This window comes from Agrobacterium albertimagni AOL15 (assembly GCF_000300855.1).
Taxonomy (GTDB): domain Bacteria; phylum Pseudomonadota; class Alphaproteobacteria; order Rhizobiales; family Rhizobiaceae; genus Allorhizobium; species Allorhizobium albertimagni.
The window spans coordinates 1-20,573 of the sequence record NZ_ALJF01000007.1 but is presented as its reverse complement, the minus strand read 5'-3'; the positions used below and the strand labels follow the sequence as shown (position 1 = coordinate 20,573).

Annotated in this window: 16 protein-coding genes and 1 pseudogene; 12 read left to right on the top strand and 5 right to left on the bottom strand. The window is 56.4% G+C overall.

Features of this window, described 5'->3' with window-relative positions:
- Positions 1-60: 60 nt before the first annotated feature.
- On the bottom strand, positions 61-1,365 hold the full coding sequence (locus QWE_RS09485; protein ID WP_040299899.1) for an ABC transporter substrate-binding protein: 1,305 nt from the start codon (positions 1,363-1,365) through the stop codon (positions 61-63).
- 177 nt (positions 1,366-1,542) lie between these two features.
- On the opposite strand from QWE_RS09485, the gene QWE_RS09480 reads away from it, so the two are divergent.
- The 4 genes from QWE_RS09480 to QWE_RS09465 all read left to right on the top strand — a co-directional run bounded on the left by QWE_RS09480 (position 1,543) and on the right by QWE_RS09465 (position 5,411).
- Positions 1,543-2,760, top strand: a complete 1,218-nt coding sequence (locus tag QWE_RS09480) for an ROK family transcriptional regulator (RefSeq protein WP_006725891.1) — start codon at positions 1,543-1,545, stop codon at positions 2,758-2,760.
- Between the two features lie 20 nt (positions 2,761-2,780).
- Entirely contained in the window at positions 2,781-3,881 is a 1,101-nt protein-coding gene (locus tag QWE_RS09475; RefSeq protein WP_006725890.1) for a Gfo/Idh/MocA family protein, read from the top strand.
- Positions 3,882-3,900: 19 nt separating this feature from the next.
- Positions 3,901-4,554 (top strand): ThuA domain-containing protein, encoded by a 654-nt coding sequence (locus tag QWE_RS09470; RefSeq protein ID WP_006725889.1) that lies wholly within the window; start codon positions 3,901-3,903, stop codon positions 4,552-4,554.
- 593 nt (positions 4,555-5,147) lie between these two features.
- Positions 5,148-5,411: a hypothetical protein gene (locus QWE_RS09465; protein ID WP_006725888.1), complete on the top strand. Its 264-nt coding sequence runs from the start codon at positions 5,148-5,150 to the stop codon at positions 5,409-5,411.
- 283 nt (positions 5,412-5,694) lie between these two features.
- Here QWE_RS09465 and QWE_RS09460 read toward each other — a convergent pair whose 3' ends face one another.
- Positions 5,695-6,585, bottom strand: a complete 891-nt coding sequence (locus QWE_RS09460) for a LysR family transcriptional regulator (RefSeq protein ID WP_006725887.1) — start codon at positions 6,583-6,585, stop codon at positions 5,695-5,697.
- A gap of 124 nt (positions 6,586-6,709) precedes the next feature.
- Here QWE_RS09460 and QWE_RS09455 point away from each other — a divergent pair, with 124 nt between their 5' ends.
- Complete coding sequence (locus tag QWE_RS09455) at positions 6,710-7,039, top strand: helix-turn-helix domain-containing protein (RefSeq protein WP_006725886.1); 330 nt, start codon at positions 6,710-6,712, stop codon at positions 7,037-7,039.
- 454 nt (positions 7,040-7,493) lie between these two features.
- On the opposite strand, the gene QWE_RS09450 is transcribed toward QWE_RS09455, so the two are convergent.
- Positions 7,494-10,241: an ATP-binding protein gene (locus QWE_RS09450; protein ID WP_006725885.1), complete on the bottom strand. Its 2,748-nt coding sequence runs from the start codon at positions 10,239-10,241 to the stop codon at positions 7,494-7,496.
- Between the two features lie 497 nt (positions 10,242-10,738).
- Between QWE_RS09450 and QWE_RS09445 the strand changes: the two genes are divergently transcribed.
- A complete protein-coding gene (locus QWE_RS09445) occupies positions 10,739-11,764 on the top strand; it encodes a DNA adenine methylase (RefSeq protein WP_240532527.1) in 1,026 nt (341 codons plus the stop codon).
- Complete coding sequence (locus QWE_RS09440; protein ID WP_006725883.1) at positions 11,764-12,600, top strand: DpnII family type II restriction endonuclease; 837 nt, start codon at positions 11,764-11,766, stop codon at positions 12,598-12,600. Before QWE_RS09445 ends, QWE_RS09440 begins: the two co-directional genes overlap by 1 nt.
- Before the next feature lie 23 nt (positions 12,601-12,623).
- Here QWE_RS09440 and QWE_RS09435 read toward each other — a convergent pair whose 3' ends face one another.
- A complete protein-coding gene (locus QWE_RS09435; RefSeq protein WP_240532526.1) occupies positions 12,624-13,121 on the bottom strand; it encodes a hypothetical protein in 498 nt (165 codons plus the stop codon).
- A gap of 525 nt (positions 13,122-13,646) precedes the next feature.
- On the opposite strand from QWE_RS09435, the gene QWE_RS09430 reads away from it, so the two are divergent.
- Genes QWE_RS09430 through QWE_RS09420 form a run of 3 tightly spaced genes read left to right on the top strand, consistent with a single transcriptional unit; the run spans position 13,647 to position 18,649 of the window.
- On the top strand, positions 13,647-16,964 hold the full coding sequence (locus QWE_RS09430) for a hypothetical protein (protein WP_006725881.1): 3,318 nt from the start codon (positions 13,647-13,649) through the stop codon (positions 16,962-16,964).
- Complete coding sequence (locus QWE_RS09425) at positions 16,957-17,433, top strand: response regulator (protein ID WP_006725880.1); 477 nt, start codon at positions 16,957-16,959, stop codon at positions 17,431-17,433. Before QWE_RS09430 ends, QWE_RS09425 begins: the two co-directional genes overlap by 8 nt.
- A gap of 1 nt (position 17,434) precedes the next feature.
- Entirely contained in the window at positions 17,435-18,649 is a 1,215-nt protein-coding gene (locus QWE_RS09420) for a 5'-methylthioadenosine/S-adenosylhomocysteine nucleosidase family protein (protein WP_006725879.1), read from the top strand.
- A gap of 41 nt (positions 18,650-18,690) precedes the next feature.
- Here QWE_RS09420 and QWE_RS09415 read toward each other — a convergent pair.
- Positions 18,691-18,933, bottom strand: a pseudogene (locus tag QWE_RS09415) (helix-turn-helix domain-containing protein); the annotation flags it as partial.
- 208 nt (positions 18,934-19,141) lie between these two features.
- Here QWE_RS09415 and QWE_RS09405 point away from each other — a divergent pair.
- Together QWE_RS09405 and QWE_RS25095 are read left to right on the top strand one after the other, a co-directional pair.
- A protein-coding gene (locus tag QWE_RS09405; RefSeq protein ID WP_100220877.1) for an IS3 family transposase occupies positions 19,142-20,355 on the top strand; the annotation gives its coding sequence in 2 pieces (ribosomal slippage) (positions 19,142-19,478 and positions 19,478-20,355; 1,215 coding nt in all).
- Between the two features lie 22 nt (positions 20,356-20,377).
- The coding region (locus tag QWE_RS25095) for a transposase (RefSeq protein WP_040299895.1) at positions 20,378-20,573 on the top strand (196 nt) is incomplete at its 3' end.

The window sequence follows — 20,573 nt, the reverse complement described above, 5'->3', positions numbered from 1 at the left end:
CAGCAAGCAGTCTGCATGAATGTCGCCGGACGGTTTTGCCCGGCGACATCCCTGTTGGCGCTAGTCGAGTTCGCGGGCATCCTGGATCATCTGGGCGCCTTCTTCCGAAGAAAGCTGACCTGCGAGAATCTCAACCGCCACGTCGTTGACCACACGGCCGACCGAAGGACCAAGGTCCTGGTCGAAGAAGTTCTGGTGCCATGTGGACGCTGCCAGCTGATCTGCCGCCTGACGCATCAGGTCGTCTTTGAGAGCATCTTCAGCTTCGGCCGCCGCCGGGATGATCACACCGGCTGCCGCCATTCGACGTTCCTGCTCAGGGCTGGTGAAGAAGCGAAGAAAGTCGATGGCAGCCGGCGAGGCATTCTTGGTCACAGCCCAACCATTCAAGCCACCCAGCGTATCGGTGACTTTGCCGACGCCACCTTCGACAATCGGGAATGGGAAGCGGCCGATATTGGCGGCTTCCAACCCCTTGCCATCGCCTGCATTCTTGCGCTGGTTAGCCTCGGTATGCTCGAACCCGAGCAGGATTGCCGCCCGGCCGTCAGCAAATGTGCCAAGCGTTTGCGGCCAGGTCGCGCCGAGATAGCCATCCTGGAACGGCTCAAGCTTGCCGAGTTCGGCAAGTTGCTCGCCTGCCTTGATGATGGCCGGATCGAGGAAGCCATCGCCTTCGTTGTTCTTCGCGCGATCGAAGACTTCCTGGCCGCCATTGCGCATCACCAGATAGCTCCAGTAGAAATGCAGTGGCCACTTGTCGCCGCCACCGCCGGCGATCGGAGTAATGCCCGCGTCTTTCAGCGTCTTCACGGCCCCGAGGAAATCCTCCCAGGTCGTGATGGTGTCGGCCTGGAGACCGGCTTTCTCGAACAGCGCCTTGTTGTAGAAGAAGGCAATCGTTCCCATGCGATAGGGAACCGCCCATGTCTTGCCATCATATGTCAAGCCGTCGAGCGCTGCCGGCTTGTAGCTTTTGGCCCAGGCGCCATCTTCAGCATTGATCGCCTCGCTGAGGTCCATCAATGCGCCGGTTTCTGCCTGCTGGCGAAGCACGCCACCGCCCCAGGAATAGAAAAAGTCAGGTGCTGCATCCGATTGCAGCAAAGTCGGGAGCTTGGCCTTGAAGGCTTCGTTCTCCAGGAACTGCAGCTGTATGTCGACGTCCGGATGCTGGGCCTCGTAGTCGGCTGCGATATCCTCCCAGAGCTTCAGGTTTTCCGGGACGGTTTCGAGATGCAGCCATTTGACGACCGTCTGCGCCGAGGCAGCACTCATGCTTGCCGTCAGCGCCACGGCTGTTGCTGTGGCCAAAGCCAATAGTCTTGTGGCGCCAGCAGGCGCCCTCCTCCTCAGATGCGACATCCTTTTCTCCTCCCAGGCTGCGCATTTATTCCTCAACGCGTACAAAATCAGACCAAGATTTCATCCTGTCAACTCAAATAATGATGATTTTTTAGCCGATGCGGATTGACACAGGCCGGCCTTTGCCGATTATTTTTCCGGAGAGCAAATTTAATTATCGTGAGCGCCGCATCATCCATGAAGACTGCAGACCCGGAACTGATGCGCGCCATCAACCGCTTCACCGTGCTGGATACGATCAGGCGCCATGGCCCTATTTCTCGGGTCGAAATCAGCGAACGATCGCAGCTGTCGACCACGACAGTGTCTGCAATTACCGGCTCGCTCCTGGATGACGGCCTCATCCTGACACGCCACGAGGGGGACATCCGCAATGCAGCAGCGCGCGGACGGCCGCGGGTCATGCTGGAGCTCAATCCCGATGCTGTTCGCGTCGTCGGTGCCAAGATTGCAGCCCACCACATGGTGTTCGTCGTCACCAATTTCTGCGGTGAAGTCATTTCCCAGCTGTCGCTGCCTATCCGGGTCAACCGCCAGCCGATTGCGGTGATTGCCGACCTCATCGAGGATGGGATCCGACGCTGCGTCGTCGACGCAGGATTGGCTCTCGACGACATAGCGTCGGTCTGCATCGGCTTTCCAGGCGTTGTGGAGCACCGCAGCGGCCTGGTGCGATCGAGCCCGATCCTGTCCGAACCCGACGTGGATTTCGCCGCAGAAATGACCAATCGTCTGCACGTGGCAACGATCGTCGAAAGCGATTCCCACGCCATCACCCTTGCTCATCATTGGTTCGGCAAGGGGCGAGATCTCGACGACATGGTTCTGGTGTCGCTGGAGCAGACGCTGGGTCTGGGCGTCCTGCACAGGGGACAGCTGTTCAGAGGTGCGGGCGGCCTTAGCCATAACCTCGGCGATCTGATGATGGGCAATGGCCTTTCAGAAACGGTCCGTCTGGCAGCCGTGGCCGGAGAAAACGCGATCCTCGGCGCAAACATGCAAGAGACCCGGTTCGCCGACGCGGTGCGCCTCGGGCGGGGCATGACCATGGCCCAGGCGTTGATCGCCGGCGAAGACAACAGCATGATCATGGCCGCCACGCGCGCCGGTGAAGCGGTCGGTATTGCGGTCGCCAACATCGTGACACTGTTTGGACCTCCCCGGGTCATCATCGTCGGCTCCAGCCTTTCCCTGGGAGAGATCTTCCTGCATGCGCTTGCCGATGCCTATCGTACCGCCATTCCCTCCTCCATCCGGGAGATCGCCGAGCTCGTTTTCGATGCCTCGGCCGAAGAGATGTGGGCCCAGGGTGCCGCGGTCGTGGCGCTCTGCGAACTCTATGAATCGCCCTGGGGAACCACTGGCCCGGCACCAGCACCAAGAACACAAGCCTGAACGGAATTCTGGGAGGATCCATGCACAAGGTTGGTATCGGCATCATCGGATGCGGCAACATCTCGTCAGCTTACCTGAAGGCGATGGCCGCCTTCCCGATCCTCGACATACGCGGCCTCGCCGATCTGAACGAAGACCTCGCCGCCCAGCGGGCTTCAGAATTTGGTCTCACCGCACGCAGCATCGCAGATCTGCTCAATGACCCTGAAATCGAGATCATCGTCAACCTGACCGTGCCGAAAGCGCATGTCGCAGTCGCCATGCAGGCGCTGGAGGCCGGCAAGCACACCTATTCGGAAAAGCCGCTCGGCATCAATTTCGCAGAAGGCAGATCCCTCTATGAGGCGGCGAAGTCGCGCGGCCTGCGCATTGGTGCGGCACCCGACACGTTTCTCGGCGGATCGCACCAGACAGCGCGCGCCATCATCGATTCCGGCGTTCTGGGCCTGCCTGTCGGCGGCACGGCCACATTCATGTGTCCGGGTCACGAACGCTGGCACCCCAATCCCGATTTCTACTATGAGATCGGTGGCGGGCCGATGCTCGACATGGGCCCCTACTACATCACGGATCTTGTCAATCTGCTGGGTCCGGTCGCCAAGGTTGCGGGCTTTGCCTTTGCCCCGCGTTCGGAAAGACTGATCACAAGTGAGCCGCGCAATGGCCAGACGATCCCGGTCCACGTCCCCACGCATGTGGCGGGTGCCATGGCATTCCGGTCCGGCGCGATCGTGCAGATCGGCATGAGTTTCGACGTCGCCGGTCATCGCCACGTGCCCCTGGAGATCTACGGAACCGAAGGCACGTTGATCGTCCCGGATCCCAATCACTTCGGCGGACAGGTCGAGCTTCTGAAAAAAGGCGGCGCCTTCGAGCATCAGGAGACCTCTGCCCCTTATGCAGACGGAAACCACCGTTCGATCGGCGTGGCCGATATGGCGCATGCCATCCGCTCGGACCGGCCGCACCGGGCAAATGGCGAGCTGGCACTCCATGTTCTCGAAGTCATGGAGGCGTTCCAACGGGCGAGCGACACAGGAACGACGATCGAGATGTCGACCACGGTCGAGCGCCCTGCGCCCTTGTCTCAATCGATTACCGACGACCACCTGGCGCGTTGAACACTGGAAGGACTATGACATGCGAGAAGCACTTATTGTCTGGGGCGGCTGGAGTGGCCATGAGCCCGAAGAATGCGCCCATATCATCCGCGACCTGCTGCAGGAGGATGGGTTCAAGGTCTATCTGGAACATACGACGGAAGCCTTTGCGGACCCCTCCATCCATGATCTTTCCCTGATCGTGCCGATCATGACCATGTCGAAGATCGAGAAGGAGGAGGCAAAAAATCTCGCCGCTGCTGTCGAGAACGGTGTCGGCATTGCCGGCTATCATGGAGGCACGGGCGATGCCTTTCGCGAATGCGTCGAATATCAGTTCATCATCGGCGGCCAATGGGTCGCACATCCCGGCAATATCATCGACTATACCGTCAACATCACCCGGCCCGATGATCCGCTGATGCAGGGGATCGAGGATTTCCCTTACACCTCGGAACAGTATTACATGCATGTCGACCCGTCCAACGAGGTGCTCGCAACCACCCGCTTCACAGGTGAACACGCCTGGTGGATCGACGGCGTCGTGATGCCGGTTGTCTGGAAAAGGCACTACGGCAAGGGGCGGGTCTTCTATTCGTCGCTCGGTCACGTGGCGAAGGAGTTCGAGGTACCGCAAATGCGCGAGATCTATCGTCGTGGTGCGAACTGGGCCGCCCGCGAGACTGCAGCATGACGGCAACGCAGTAGCCAAGCTTCAGGACCCGCAAGCGAGATCCATAAAAGCTACATACCACTCTCAAAGACACCAGATGAACGCTCGGCGGGGAGAGCTAAACGCCCAAACGGATCTTGCCCTCCCCGCCGACGGGACAACCACGATCAGGATCTAGGCGACCTAAGGCAAAAGCCGAAGGATCAGTTTCCCAACCGGGCCCGAGAGCATTCTCTGCGAACCGATGCCCCATCCCAGCCACATCGCGATCCCGCCATGGGGCTGTTGAACCGCTGTTCGATCCTCGCAGCCTTTTCACGACCAGCCGCAACCTGCACCGCGCCCCTAGGCCCGGGATGGCTCCGGTGCGCCACACGCCGATGAATAGGCCGCAGCACCAGCTCACTTGCAGACTGTAAGGCTCTGACAGCAAGCATCCGTTGTTCAGCCCGGTCCGCCCTCGGCAATTGCGATTGCTTGCGAGCGACGGAGAACAGACGCCCCGACAGGCTAGGCAGCCCGTCGCCGGCGCATCTGAGGCCTGGACATAGGGCATCTCACCGTTGTCGGAACATAATGCCCTTTGCCGAATTAGCGAAACAAAGGAGAACACCGTGCCCTACAAAGCCTATCAGCCTGAAGTTCGCACCCCAGACGCGATCATCGTCAAGCTCTATACATCCGGCGACGAGATCCGGGGTTATGTGCGAAAGATCGTCGATCCCGCGAAGAACGATACGATCTTTCCTGGTGAGGAGATGGAGCCCGAAGCCGCCTTCAAGCTGGCTGCCAGCCATAGCGAGGGAGAAGCAACAATTTTCATCGAGCTGACAGAAGGGGTTCAGTGGGACCCCGACTGGGGCGACCTGCTTCCCTGATTGCCAAATCCCGACCACCTCTTGCAACACCGACCCGGATCAAAGCCGCGCCTGCGCGAGAGCCGGGTCAGGCAATGAAGAGCATCGGAGGCGTCAGCATAGCGACGGGCCAAGCCCGGGACGCCGGGAATTCTCGACACGTCAGGGCCGGACAATGGGAAGCCGCAGGAGCCTGAGCATAGCGACCCCAGTGGGGGTCAGGCGGGACCGCCTTCCCCCGGCCATGGCGTTCCGCTTGAAGGGGCCGTGAGCTTCGTCGAAGAAGCTCCACCCATCACCGCCCTCACCTGCCCGACCGCCCCAATGTCTTTGCGATATCAATGATGTCATCACGGGCTGCCGTCGGATCATCCTTGCTCCAGGCAACGCCAAGTCCGATCTTCAGATCGACGCCGGTCACCTTCTTCAACACCACATCCCTGCCCGGCAGATCTCCCGTCCATTCCGGCGCAAAGCCGACGCCAAGACCTGACGACACAAGCGAAATCAGCGAGAAGGTGTCGTCACAGGTATAGGCGACATTGTCGTTCAGCCCATGCTCCTCGAAAGTCTCGGCGAAATAGCGCTCGGTGTAAGAGAGGTTCTGCCGCTTGAAGGCGATGATCTTCTCAGCCCTCAGATCCTCAATCGTCACTTCGTGCTTCGACGCAAGCGAATTTCCCATCGGCACCGCCAGCAGATACCGCTCATGGGCAATCGAGAAGAAGCGCAGCGAGCCGATGTTTTCGACAGGCCGGATGAAGCCGAGGTTCAGCTTGCTGCATTCCAGCTGCCGGATGATCTCCGATGTTGAGCCATTCGAGACATGCAGCCGGATATCGGGAAACTTCCGGCCGATCCGGGCGAGGAACGCCGGCAGCACGCCTGTCGTTGCCGGATAGATCGTGCCGATCCTGATTTCCCGCATGGTGCCACCTCCTGCCGCCCGTGCCATCTCGGCTGAGAGATCAAGCTCCCCCAGCATTCTGACACAGCGATCGTAGAACACCTCACCTGCCCGCGTCAGCTCTACCTTCCGGGTCGAGCGTGTCAGCAGCTGCACCCCAAGCCCTTTCTCCAGCGCCTGGACCTGTGTGCTCAGCGCCGGCTGGGCAATGTTCACTCGCATGGCAGCACGGCCGAAATGCAGCTCCTCGGCGACAGCAACGAAGTAGGAGAGTTGGCGGAGTTCCATTGGCAGCTCCTGCGCTCGCGCAAGTGGAAGTTAACGGAAGGCTCCACTTTAACTACATTCTGTTCGCTTGTCACTCCATATCGTTCATAGCCGGAAGCGGGTGATTGGGGAACATATTGTTCCTATGGATCTCTTGGCAGATAAGCTTCGCGAACGCGCCAGACAGTTGGGCATTTCCAACGCCGAGGCTGCTAGACGCTCCGGTTTGGATGAGCGCCGATTTGGACATTATGTGTCTGGGAGACGCGAGCCGGATCTAGCGACGCTCTTAAGGATCGCTGAGGCCCTCGGGACAACGCCAAACTGGTTGTTGGGCGTGCCAACCGCGCACGCGCCGGACTCCGAAACGACTGGTCTGATCGACCGGTTTGTGAACGCCGCTAATGGTATGAATTTGCGAGAGCTTGAGCTGCTTGTGATCCAAGCGGAAGCGGTAGTTGCAAGCAAGCGCTAGGAGAGGACCGGCTGAAGTCTGTCGCCTTGAAGGGAGTCGAACCGTCGACCCCGTCGTTCGGTCGATGAGTTTGCGACGAATTTCCGTTTACGGGCAGTTCCTTGCTCTAGGAATGGCTGATAGGGGGGCCGTCAGCGGACCGTCTGCGGTGAGAGGCTCAAGAGAGAATAGCAAACGGATGCTGTCACCGCCCATCTCTGGACCAAGTTACTGCCTGGGATTTTCTTGCCGTCTGTACCATCCGGATGATACATACCCCTACACGCTTACCTGGCGACGGCGCACCTTGACGACAACCCGGTCATAATGACCAGCGGAATCTCCGGGCGTTCTGCCAGCGGTGCCACGTCATCCATGACCGGCCCGAGCATCGCGGCGCCGAAGACTGGTCATTCTCATGACGCGAGCGCTGGGCGACCTATCTGGCGACCAGTACTAGACACTATGCTCCTCGTCATACCTTCTGGCTAAGAGATTTGTAGAATTTCCGCGGATCCCCAGGATTCGGCACGAAAGTAAAGCAGTCGCAATACTGATCGATCGCGTTCATGACGCCGAGCAGCGCCGGCGCTGTGAAGGCCAGAGCCTGGCCAGTTCCCCAGTGACTGGTGAAGTTTCCAACGATCGTCGCCATGTTGGCGTTCAAGCCTGCCTCCTGAGCGGGTTCAAGAATGAGGGATCCCCCCGCCTTGTGGAGTTTCACGGCGGAGTCGATCGCACCCAGGAATTCCCCTGCCAGCTGCTTGTTGTCATTGAAGGCGACGTCCACAGGTACGGGGATGCGCAGCTTGCTGATGAGATCGCTCAGCCGGTATTCGAGATACTGTCGGACCCCCTCTTTGGCAAAGTCAGCCTGTCCGGCCTGTAGCATTGAAATTGTAAGATCACGCACCTTGTTCACCGCGCCGGCTTGCGGCAGCACCGCGAACTGAGGGTTGCCTTCGAGCCGCTGGTGCCACCAGACGCCAGAGCCAGTGTGCTTGTTGAAGAGCTTCTCCAACATGGTGTCGTGACTCAGCAGGATCACCTGCAGCCCGTCCGGGTTGGCCGGCCGGGCAAAGCTTTTCCGAAGCAATTCCACGAGATAGAGCTGATGGCCCGCATCGAAGCTGGAGGTCACATCATCGAGCACGATAAACTTGGGCATCCCTCCGTACAGTGACGCGGCGGCAAGATAGAGCGCGATGGCGAAGGCATTACGGTAGCTTTCCGACAACAGCGCCTGCGGTGACAGGTTGGCCAACCCGTGGAACTCCTGCAAGCGGATCTGAAGATCCTCGCTGTTGGCCCGTTTGACCACCTCCGGCGTGACACCGAAGAACGACATCTCCGCGAAGTTGGTCTTGAATACAGGTTCCACGGCGGCCAGACGAGCCTTGCTCATTGCCGCCTCTGCCGCCCCGAAATCGTCCGAGGCCCGGTCCAGAAATGTCTTCAAACGCGACACTCGGCCGGCGCGGGCCTTCTCCCGGTCAAGGTCAGTCTGTGCGGCGTCGAGTTTGCCGAGGCTCTCTTGCATCCGGCGGGCCGCCTCAACCTTCTTCGTTACCTCAACTGAAGACTGGGGAAGGATCTTCTCCAGCTCCCGCTGCTCTTTCTCCAGCGCCGCGTCCCGGGCACCCGCGCGCTCGCGCAACGTCCCCAGCCAGACGGCAAGGTCCTTGGCCTGTGCCTCGGTAAGCATCCCCTTTTGCGCCGTATCCGACAGTGCAGCGATAGGGCGCTTTGCGGCATCGGGTTCCAGCAACTTCTCGAGTCCTGTCAGGTCAGCCCAGCCCCCCTCGTTCCATTCGAGGCCTACCGCCTGCGTCGCTTCGTCCAGCGCGGTAAATGCGGAGAGCTTAGTGGCGACGTGACTGTGAAGGTCATGGGCAACTGCACTGTCGCACAGCGGGCATGTACTAGCGTTCGCCCACTCAGGCAGCTCAAGCGCCTTGGCCCCTGCCTGATAGAGCTGGAGGATGACATCGCCGGCCGTCTTGGCGACGGCCTCCTCGCGGTTCTTCGCGACATTCGCCAGCTGTTTGGTGCGCTCGGCGTCCGGCGCCTGCACGTTCAGCGTGACCAGTTCCTGCCGGAGCCGGACACATTCCCCAAGGCGCTCCCGTTGCGGGCCGCCCTCGGCAGCTTTGACGGCTTCGATACAGGCGTCTACGTCGATCTCACGGAACGTCTTGCCTGCGCAGAGTACCCTAAGCGGGCCGATCTGCTCCAGTGCCGAGAAACACTTAGCGAGGCCATCGGCGAGCGGCATCGTGCCCCATTCGTTGCCTGTCAGGATCAGGTGGTCGCGTTTCAGGGCATCCCTTGCGTCATTGACGCCTTTCTGCGCGTGGGCTTGGGCCTGTGCATGGGCCTGCGCGCCGAAATGGTTGTTGAACGCACGCGTATTTGCCAGTGCTGCAAGGGCTTGGCGCATCCTGCTATAATCTGAGAGCCCCAGCAGACCCGCGAACGTACGGCCTCGCGCCTGGGGTTTGGCCGCGATGAAGTTCTGGAAGGTCGGCCCATCGAGCAGCACGAACTCACGATTGAGGGACTGGAGGATGGCGTTGGCATCCCAAGTGCCGGATGCGGATACCGTTCGAGTTCCAGAGCTGTCTCGCTTGACCTCGATTTCACAGGGCTGGTTCGTCACCATTTCGCGGAGAGAGAGCTTGATAGTCGCCGTCTGGGCAGGATGGAATCGATTGAGGTAGTACTCACCATCACGATCGCCCGGAGGGAGTTCTTCCAACCACGGCAGCCGCCCGGATATCGCATACCGGATGGCATCATATACGGATGTCTTGCCCACGCCGTTTACGGCGGAGACGCTGTTGACCTTGTCGGACTTGAACTTCAATTCAAGCGGCTTGCCCTCATTGTTTATTCCACGGAAGCCCTCAATGCTGAGACCTTCCAGAAACCAGCCAGTAGGACCGGCAACGGGCGGAACTGCCGCGGCTGTGGTTGCGCCAGTTGCAGCAGGCTTGGGCGCAGTTATTTGCCGTGCGGCGGCGGCTTCCGCATCAAGGATCGCTTGGAACATAGCATTCCAAACGGTCGACGGCGTATAGATTTCATCGCGGAGGACCGGGTACAAGGTCATGAGCTGTGCGCTCAGGGCTGCGTCATACAACCCGAGATGCGTTGTGAACTTGGTGAGGTTGCTCTCCAGATCAGCGTTTTCATCGAAGCGAAAGGCTTCCGTAACCGCCATGCTTCCCTCCACCTTTGTTTCACTGAACAATTAGCGGTGAAAGTGTATCTTGCGCAACAGCAACCTTAAATAAATTAGCAAAGCTCAAAGGTATTTGGGTAACACCTTGCCGCTCGCAGCGGCAGCGCCGCTGCCACTGGGTGGTAAGCGAGGCTGGAATGTGACGCATATTCACGAGCGTTGAGGAGAGGCGCAAGCGGCAGCAAATGGCCACATTTGGGCATCGTACGCGCTGAGCGATATGTCGCCGCAAAAGGATTATGGTTCAGCGCGTTAGATGCCCGCGCCGTCACTCAACTATTCCACCAGAACGGGTTCTCTATCTTTGATCAGCTGCCTCATATCGGCTACACCGTATTCCTATGGTCGGTTGAGCGATTCTATCACTACCCGTCCAGCTGAAAATGAACCACAATGCATGAGGGGGGCTCCAAGTGAACTTGGCATCTAATGTTGTACCACTTCGAGCTCCTACACCTGTGCAGAGGCCTAACGAATTGCCAACCCGCGCAAGCCGTTACCCTGATCTGCGCTATATGGGATCGAAATCGCGGCTACTGCCGTGGATATTTGAGACCTTAAACGGACTGGATTTTGAAAGCGTTCTGGATCCATTTTCCGGCACTGGATGTGTTGGCTACCTGTTCAAATCCATGGATCGTCGAGTGATAGCCTCCGATTTCATGAACTTTTCGAGCTTAGTCGCTCGGGCTACAATCGCGAACAACAAAGTGCACTTGGATGGAAAAGCAATCCGCCGCCTGATTGATGGTACCCCCCCAGCGCATAATTTTATCGAACAGAATTTCGATGGCGTCTTTTACACGAGGGATGACCTAAAATTCCTGGACCGGATCTCGGGAAACATTCGGCAGTTGCAGGATCCCTACGAGCAAGCTTTGGCTTTTGCGGCCTTGTTTCGGTCTTGCCTTAAGCGCCAGCCACGTGGCGTCTTCACAATATCCGGCGATCTCTCACACTATGATGATGGGCGCCGCGATCTGAGACTGTCAGTCGAGGAGCACTTCCTAGAGCAAATCGAGGTTTACAACAATGCCGTTTTCGACAACGGCCGCCGAAATAAGGCTCTTCGCTCCGACATCTTCCAGTTGTCAAACGAACGGGTCGACCTCGTCTACCTAGACCCCCCATACGTGCCGAGATCAGACGATAACTGCTACACTAAGCGATACCACTTTCTCGAGGGCCTCTCTTGCTACTGGCAAGGCCTGCCTATCGATAAGACGACTAAGGTCAAGAAGATCGCAAAGCGGTACACGCCATTCAGCTACCGCAAAGAGGCAGTCGATGCATTTGACCGTATGTTTGGCCGCTTTGCTAAAAGCAAAATCGCACTCTCGTACAGTTCAAACGGCTTTCCAGATCTCGATCAGCTCGTCGAATTGATGGGAAAGCACAAGAGCTCAGTCACGGTCTTTGAGAAGCCTCACCGATACCATTTTGGCACCCACAGCAAAGTGGCACGCGCCAACGTTGTTGAGTATCTGATTGTGGGGCAATAATGCAGTCTAAAGACCAGTCTCTGGAAGAAGTCGTCGATAGCCTAAGCCCACTCGCAGTTGATTGGATGGACGACAAAGCGGCCGAAGCGATCGCCACCTTGTCAGAGATCCCGAAGAAGGCTTCTTACTCGCGCTCAGACATCGAAGCATTGCTGGATGACGATTTCGAACGGGGCCTCCTTTGCAGTCGCCTATTTCTAGCTCTTTCGAAAGACAGCATGGAAGCAGAACTTACCCGGATTCTCGGCAAAGGTGGAATCGGCGTTAAGCGCTACAAGTCCGACCGGGCGACCTTCATTTCGGCACTTGAAAGCCTTCAACTTGGCGAGGCAATGGCCACCACCGTTAATTACGAACCGGTGTGGAGCGACATTCTTGTCGAGCGCCTTCGGTCAGGCAGGGGGTCTGCCATTCAAGGCCAGCGCCGCGGTCGTGGCCTAGAAGACTTCGCTGAAGCAATGGTGAAAGAGGTTTTCGGAGAGAGCTACGAAACACGGTGTACTTTCATGGGTGCAGACGGCAAAACGGCCAAATGCGACGTCGCCGTACCCGACAAGAGCCGACCAAGGATCGTCATCGAAGTGAAGGGTTACGGGGCTACTGGTTCGAAGATGACCGACATAATCGGTGATCTTGATGCGATCATCGACGCTATGCGTCGAGACACCTACCTTTTTTTCATCACGGATGGCATGACCTGGAAAAATCGGCTGTCCGATCTCAAAAAGATCATTGAACGTCAGAATCAGGGCAAGATCACCCGCATCTATACTACGAAAATGCGCGAAGAGCTCTTGCAAGATCTGAAGGATCTGAAGTCAATAATCGGCCTCTAAATCAACACCGTCGCTTACGACCTTCAATCTGAACTGGCAGCATGGCCGGACGGATCGCCAGGCTCTTTCCATTCCGCGATTGCATCGTGCAGCATCCACGGAGAGGGTGCGCTTAGGGTTACCTCAGTGCTTCCAAACCCTGTGAAGTGACACCACTCAAACTCATCGGATGCCCACTCCCCTATAAACTCGCCGTCGACTAAGAGAACGTCTCCCTTAAAATCACGATTGTGGTACCCTGTCAGGATGATGCCGTGACGAACCATAGCCCCTGTGTCGGTCATTTCACAAATAGCGCGAAACTGAGAACGTAAAAGACCGATATCCGACGCCGTGATGCGGCCGATCTCGAACATTTTGTATCGCAAAATTCCTGTATACCGGCTGACCACGCCGTCTGCCTGGATTTCACAGGAAAGGTCGCCATGGACAGCGGTGTGGGTATTCATAGCGTAAGTGCCGCTGAGTGACAGGCTTTTGTCAATGTAACGCCGCGTCCTCGTTCCGTCAGCGATATGCAACGCCGAACTCCAATTCAGGGGAGGACCATCCCCCCCGGTGACCTACAGTCACAGTTCTATAGTTGTCGGCTCACTCGGTCAATTTGGTGGCAAGGATTGGCGCGGGAATCTGGTCGACAGCGAATATGGAGATAGGGAGGCGTATTCAGCCATTGCTGGTCGCCCGAGCATACGTCGCGCAACTGCCCTGTGGAGTGCCCCCCGATGACTCACTCGGGCAGTGAACCGAATAAAGTTGCGGCGACCGGCGCAGCGTGGATAGGCTACCTATCGAAATGCTCCTCTCTAGAACGCTCGTCTCTTTTAGTGATTCTGGTCCAACACAAGAGATGCTAGTGGTCTCCATGAGACATAAACGGAATCGATTCTCGTTGGAATTGTATGGTGCGACCGATTACATTGGCTGAGGCAGGTTCAGCTCAGAATTTTGTTCAACAACAGCATCGGCTCCGCGGGATCATCGCTGAGTTCAGATCGAGCCGCTTCGTAGAAAAGCGAAGCGTGCCGCCAAGCAGACGCTTCCGCATGGCATTGAACGAGTTGTATTTAGAAGCTAGAGCGTCGCTCGCGCCTGGCCAGTACCGTGATTTTTTGAGCTGGTCCCAGGAGATGCTGTCTACACAGCTGCCGGATCTGACGCACGTTCCTGTTCGATATGACAACCTAACTGGCATAACACCCCGTGCGCCAATTATCGGGCTTCAGCATGAACTCCGATGGGTCGCTGAGCGCATACGAGCTGAAGCCGAAAAAGTCCAAAATTTTCTGACCGTAAAAGGTATCATCACGCGGTATGTGGTGGACGGAAACTACATTGCCGCAATAGCTGCATTAGACACACTCTTCGAAGCCTACGGAGCCACCTTATGGTCGGTGCAGCTACGGCTAGCATTAGAGCAACAAGTTGGAGGTTTGGAGCAGCAGAAAAAGTATTCTGCGCAGGTAAGGTCTGTTTATCGTCACGGCCTTCTCGGTTTCACAACATATCACACCAGTGTCCGCAATGAAGAACGCACCACAATCACTAAATACTTGGATGATATAGAGCGGCGAATATCTAATCATTCCTATTATGACGACGCTACGCGTGCCTACATGCGTTATCGTCTAAAAAACGAATTTCCTCGGTCACCATCAGCGCTTAGTGATATACTGCGTATAGAGCAAAGTCACGGAATCTTGGACGTTTACGAGACATTCGTCTCCATCTTGCAAGACCTTGTAAAAGAAGGTGCCTCCGAGCTCTACGGCGTCATTGGTGAGTGTCTAGATGTTATAGTCGTTGCAGACTTCAGGCTTGAGAAATTGCGGCTCGTTTTGAACCCCTCAATTACGCCGGCTCTGCCATTTCGGCCGACGCATCTGTCGGATGCATTGTTGTCCGGTCGCACAAGGCACGCAATTAGACTAACACGCAGGCTATCATCTACCGATCCTTGGGACGTAATTTACTCCGCATTTGCACTTGCGTCCTCAGGCAAATCCCCACGAGGCGGGTTGAGCGTTTCAACGCTAAATCAGTGGATCGCTGCCGCGATGTCTTGTGACTGCGAAAACGGGGACTATGCTGCCCTAGCGGCGAAGCTTTGTCTGAATTTCCGCGGCCTCTCGGTTGCGGCTGGAGTTGGTGAATTCCTTGCGCAGTTGAGGCGTTCAAGGCCTGACGATGCGTGGCGGCAATGGATCGTAGGCCTTTACAGCGATGCGATCGGGATTGAGGATGTCACAGCGTCAGCAACCACTATCAGCAGTATTTTTTCGCAAAGCAAAACTTCAGCCGTATGGATGCGCGCACTTACTGGTTCCAGTAAAATTGCTGATACTGCAGCACCGTCTCGATTGGCGACGTCGATATTCTATCTTTCAACTGGCTGCCCCGACAAAGCATATGATATATTAAGTAGTGAAGAACCGCCCAAGCCGCTGCATGCCATTTGGAAGATGAGCTTGCTTCACGCGTTGCATGCTCTTGGAGATCGGTCTCAGAAAATAGTGCTCGTCGCCTCTGAGGGTGCGCTGGGTAAAGCGTACTTCAGTCTGTTTCCGGTGGTTGAAAGCCTCGAGGATTGCGCCTGGGAAGACTATAAGAATGCTGCTGCGCCGTTGGCAGCACCAATTGCGTTGCATCTGCTATGGACCCGGACTGAGAATAGCCAGACAGCATCCCAGCTTCGCTTCGCAACCGGATTGGTATTGAGAAGGCTTGGTGTGAACCGGCCAAGTTTACTCCCTGATTCTGCAGCAAACCTTAACCACGAGGAGATTTTTTACTTCCTGCATCAAGTCTGTGTACCAGAGATTCTCGATGTGACACGCCTCTTCTCAGGCTCTCGCGAAGTTCTGGAAGAACGTAAACAAATCTACCTGGTTCTGAGTGATCTTCGTCCAGAACGTGCTGAAGAATTTACGGGTGAAGCTGTCCTCATCTCCCACAACCTCGCGCTGGATGAAGGACGCTGGATAGTTGATAGGACCAGAATTCACGTCGAAGACGTAGCCTTCGTTAGGTGGGCATCCAGAGAGCTAGCAGAAGACTACGAGAGATACCGTGACTTGGAGCCGGTCAATATTGAGGGCCCTCAAACGTTTGAGGACGTGCTGCGAGAGTTGGACGACATAACTTCGGCGCGCAGGTCGTTCTCACCAGATAACGAGGCTGACGCTGTACTAATGAGCGTTGTCCGCCGCGCTGGTGATGAATTCTTAATCAACTCGACCTTTGGACTTGATTTTTATCTAGCAAAGAATGTCAGGCACCACTCCTTCATTGGTCTTATACGCGGGCCGCTGGAAGTCAGCGACCTGATTACCACACGAGAAACAGAGACCAGTCCATATCACGCTAACAAAGTATGGCTGAATAAATTTCAATCCCTCGACTCTGATAGTTCGCTCGCGGTTGAGGTGGCGTTGAAAACCTTTTCAGCACGATTTGATGAGATCCTGCTAGATACTAAAGACAAGTACTTCCATGTTCGGACTTCCGAACATCCCGCTGGGATGCTTTTCATCCCGTACAGTGACGCTCTTTACTCTGTCGTACGTGTATGGCTAACACTCGAACTCGATATTGAAACATTCTTTCGGTTTCTGATTAACGTATTCTGGCTTTCGCTTGAACAGTCGCTCCGTAGAGTGAGGGAACTTATATCGATCGAGCTAAAGGGAGCCCTCGTCGAGGAATTCGACAAACTCCGCGCCTTAGTCCGAGAGGTGGGGGAAGCCGATCCAGCTTTCCTCGAGTTTGACTCCGAGGTAGGGAAGCGGTCAGCCGAAGTGCAGGGAAAGCTGGATGAGGCCGCACAGTGGTTTGTCCACAGCGGAGCGATGGCTAGCCAACATCTATTTTCGCTAGAGCAGATACTTGAGGTCGGCTTGGAGGCGACCTTAACGACCCAGAGAGGATATAGCCCGCGGATTGCTAAGACCACCATTGGCGATCTTTCTCTTGATGCAGCAAATCTCGTTTTTGTTCACGATGTTTTATTTGTTGGACTAGGAAATGCGAGGAAGCACTCCGGCCTTTCATCTCCGCGTATAGACATATCCGCCCGATGGAACGACCTATCGAGTACACTTACAATAAGTATTGTCAGCGATTGTAAACCGAGCGCCCGAGCCGAGAATGCGAAAAGGGCCAATGAGGTCCAAAAGCTAATAGCGACTGGGGCCTATTCTCGTCACACGCGCAAGGATGACGGGAGCGGGTTCGCTAAGCTTGCAGCAATTGTTGCCCAATCTGATCGAGGTAAAATCGAATTCGGATTCCAATCCGACGGTAGGTTTCAGCTCGAGGTAACATATGCCGTTCTCCTGCAGAAAATTGAACAGCTGAATGCTTAAACAAGCGAAGATTTTATTGGTTGAAGATGAAGCTCCTAAACGGGAGCACATTGAACGCCTGCTCCGAGAACTGCGCTGTAGCGTCGAAATCATGGCCGCGAGGTCGGTGAATTCAGCCCTAGATGCTCTGGAAAATGCAACACCAGACCTAATGCTATTAGACATGTCCCTGCCCACTTTTGATGCCGGCGACCGTGAGAACGGGGGGCGACCTCAAGGATTCGGTGGAGCCGAAATCCTTAGATTCATGCGTATGGCAGAAATCTCTTGTCCAGTTGTCATAATCACTGGATACGAAGGCTTCGCCCACGAAGGCGGCACCACAGTTGACCTTGAACAACTCAGACAAGAGTGGATGTTAGAGTTCGAAGGAACGCTGGGCTCTGTGCTCCACTATAATTCGACCTATGACGAGTGGAAAACCACGCTCTCCGCTACTCTCTTAGAACTCGGCTTGCTGGACAACTAACATGCGAATTTTGATCGTTGATGACCAACCACGGCGATACGACCGATTTATCCAAGAATTGAAGCTAATTGGAGTTGAAAGGGATACGGTTGATATCGTGACGTCATGTGCAGACGCGCGAGCTAAATTGTCTGGCGGTGAATACAGCCTCATAATGCTTGATATCTTGATTCCTCTTAATCCTGAGGATGAAGAAGACCCACAAAACGCAATTGATCTTCTGTTTGAAATCCGAGAAGGCGAGTTAATAGCCAATGTTCCACACGTACTTGGGGTAACTGCGGACAGACAAGCTGCAGGTGGAGCCCTGAAGCAGTTTGAAGAGTGGTGCTGGACAGTCTTAGACTACTCCCGGTCCACCGATGAATGGATGCGCCGCGCAATCAATTGCGTGGCTTTCGTGCGGTCGAAGTCTGTTCACGTTGCAAAGCCAGTTGAAAGGGTCGATGTCGCTATTGTATGTGCGTTGGAGACACCAGAGCTTTCGGAGGTTCTAAAACTACCGTGGAACTGGAGCGCATCACGTCCACTAGACGATACCATTTTTATCCATGAAGGCTGGTTCGAAGTCGGGGCTCGTCGCTATTCAGTAGTTGCTACATGCCTGCCCCGAATGGGTATGGTCGCGACAGCACTCGCCACAAACACAATAATACAGCAACTTGAGCCTAAGCTCGTCGCGATGACGGGCATATGTGCTGGAGTGCGGGGAAAAGTTCAGCTCGGCGATGTGCTCTTCGCAGATCCCGCATGGGATTTTCAAAGTGGAAAATGGGACGGTGAAACTGGACGTTTCTTACATCGCCCGCATCATATTCCTGCGCCTACAAAAGTACGTGCGCATGTTCAGCAGCTACGTAGCGATCGCGCAGCGCTCGAAGCCATATGGGCAGCCTTTTCTGGGAAGAAGCCCGACGTAAGTCGGATAATGCCTGGCCCGCTCGCATCTGGCTCTGCAGTTCTATCCGATGGCATCATCATCAACGACGTTAGAAACCAGCACCAGGAGCTGATTGGGATTGAGATGGAAATATACGGGCTGTACGCAGCTGCCTACGGTGCCTCTGAACCTCAGCCCTCGTACATAGCACTCAAGGGTGTGTGTGACTTTGCAGATCCTGACAAAGCGGATGGCTATCAAGAGTATGCGGCTTACTCAAGCGCCCAAGTCCTGCGCCTTCTGTTGGAACGATACGCCGACCGCTTAACAGCGTGATTTACGACAGCAGTAAGTATTCAACGCAGGGTTAAAGACCTTTACAAAATTCCCCATGCCCGAAACCTCCCCCTGCCCGTCATCTCCCGCAACCCCAGTTCCTGCACGATCCGCCTTGCCCCTTGCGGCGTCACCTCGAGCGTTTTCGCCACCATCCCGGCTGAGATCAGCGGCCGCGCCATGACAAGGTCGACAAGCTCCGGCAGCCTGGACGACGTGCGGCGTCCCTCCAGCTTGCGCATCATCATCTGCCGCGCCAGCACCAGCCGGTCATGCTCCTTCAGCGTGAGCGTCCGGTGAGCTGTTTTTGCTGATCGGGCAAATCAGGCGATGTTCTGGCATTCGAACCAGCATTAATGCTGACATTAATACCAGAACAAAGAGGTTTCATGGCTCGCATGGAGATCATGTCCGGTAACTGAACTGCCCCCCATTTCGACCGGACAGTCGGCATAAGCAGAAAGGCTCAAGCACAGGCTTGAGGACAGGCTTATGTCTAACGAGTATCGACACGTTCAATTGCTGACGGGTGATGTCCGCCGTAGACGGTGGACAACCGAGCAGAAGCTGACAATCATTGAGCAGAGTTTCGAACCAGGCGAGACGGTATCGTCCACCGCTCGCCGCCATGGCGTTGCGCCCAATCTGCTTTACCGGTGGCGCAGGCTCTTGAGTGAGGGAGGTGCTGCAGCCGTGGATTCTGACGAGCCGGTTGTCGGCAATTCGGAAGTGAAGAAGCTGGAGGATCGTGTCCGCGAGCTGGAGCGCATGCTCGGTCGCAAGACGATGGAAGTCGAAATCCTCCGGGAAGCCCTGTCCAAAGCAGACTCAAAAAAACGGATATCGCGACCGATCTTGTTGCCGAAGGACGGTTCCCGGTGAAGGCCGTCGCCGACACGCTCGGCGTTTCCCGTTCCAATCTGATCGAGCGCCTGAAAGGCAGATCGAAGCAGCGCGGCCCCTATCACAAGGCCGAGGATGCAGAGCTTTTGCCCATCATTCGCAGGCTGGTGGATCAAAGGCCAACCTATGGCTATCGGCGGATCGCCGCGCTCCTAAATCGCGAGAGGCGAGCCGCCGATAAGCCTGTCGTCAACGCCAAACGGGTTCATCGCATCATGGGCAACCACGCCATGCTGCTGGAGAAGCACACGGCCGTTCGCAAGGGCCGCCTCCACGACGGCAAGGTGATGGTGATGCGCTCGAACCTGCGCTGGTGCTCGGACGGTCTGGAGTTCACCTGCTGGAACGGCGAGGTCATTCGTCTCGCCTTCATCATCGACGCCTTCGACCGCGAGATCATCGCTTGGACGGCAGTCGCCAACGCGGGCATCTCCGGCTCTGACGTGCGCGACATGATGCTGGAGGCGGTCGAAAAGCGGTTCGCAGCCACCCGAGCCCCACAAGCCATCGAGCATCTCTCGGACAATGGTTCTGCTTACACCGCAAGGGACACGAGGCTATTTGCCCAGACGCTCAATCTGACGCCTTGCTTCACGCCGGTTGCCAGTCCGCAGTCGAACGGCATGTCGGAAGCCTTCGTCAAAACCCTGAAGCGGGACTATATCCGCATCGCAGCACTGCCAGACGCAGAAACAGCGCTCCGGCTCATCGACGGATGGATCGAAGACTATAACGAAATCCATCCCCATTCCGCGCTCAAGATGGCTTCCCCTCGGCAGTTCATCAGGGCTAAATCAAACTAGCCGACCTGTCCGGTGAAACGGGGTGCACTCCAGTAACGAACGCAGGCGGCGTTGGTCGGACGAGGCGAAGCTGAGGATACTTGCGGAAGCTGATGAGCCCGGGGCTCGCATTGGTGACGTGGCGCGCCGGCATGACATTCATCCGGGCCAGATCCGCTTATGGCGGCAATCATTCAGCTATGCCGACCAGCCGACGGTGTTTCTCCCGGTGGAGATAA

What these genes read in the sequence shown, in the direction of transcription:
- QWE_RS09485 (WP_040299899.1), bottom strand. Translation starts at nt 1,365, where the DNA reads ATGTCGCATCTGAGGAGGAGGGCGCCTGCTGGCGCCACAAGACTATTG.
- QWE_RS09480 (WP_006725891.1), top strand. Translation starts at nt 1,543, where the DNA reads ATGAAGACTGCAGACCCGGAACTGATGCGCGCCATCAACCGCTTCACC.
- QWE_RS09475 (WP_006725890.1), top strand. Translation starts at nt 2,781, where the DNA reads ATGCACAAGGTTGGTATCGGCATCATCGGATGCGGCAACATCTCGTCA.
- QWE_RS09470 (WP_006725889.1), top strand. Translation starts at nt 3,901, where the DNA reads ATGCGAGAAGCACTTATTGTCTGGGGCGGCTGGAGTGGCCATGAGCCC.
- QWE_RS09460 (WP_006725887.1), bottom strand. Translation starts at nt 6,585, where the DNA reads ATGGAACTCCGCCAACTCTCCTACTTCGTTGCTGTCGCCGAGGAGCTG.
- QWE_RS09455 (WP_006725886.1), top strand. Translation starts at nt 6,710, where the DNA reads ATGGATCTCTTGGCAGATAAGCTTCGCGAACGCGCCAGACAGTTGGGC.
- QWE_RS09450 (WP_006725885.1), bottom strand. Translation starts at nt 10,241, where the DNA reads ATGGCGGTTACGGAAGCCTTTCGCTTCGATGAAAACGCTGATCTGGAG.
- QWE_RS09440 (WP_006725883.1), top strand. Translation starts at nt 11,764, where the DNA reads ATGCAGTCTAAAGACCAGTCTCTGGAAGAAGTCGTCGATAGCCTAAGC.
- QWE_RS09430 (WP_006725881.1), top strand. Translation starts at nt 13,647, where the DNA reads ATGGCATTGAACGAGTTGTATTTAGAAGCTAGAGCGTCGCTCGCGCCT.
- QWE_RS09425 (WP_006725880.1), top strand. Translation starts at nt 16,957, where the DNA reads ATGCTTAAACAAGCGAAGATTTTATTGGTTGAAGATGAAGCTCCTAAA.
- QWE_RS09420 (WP_006725879.1), top strand. Translation starts at nt 17,435, where the DNA reads ATGCGAATTTTGATCGTTGATGACCAACCACGGCGATACGACCGATTT.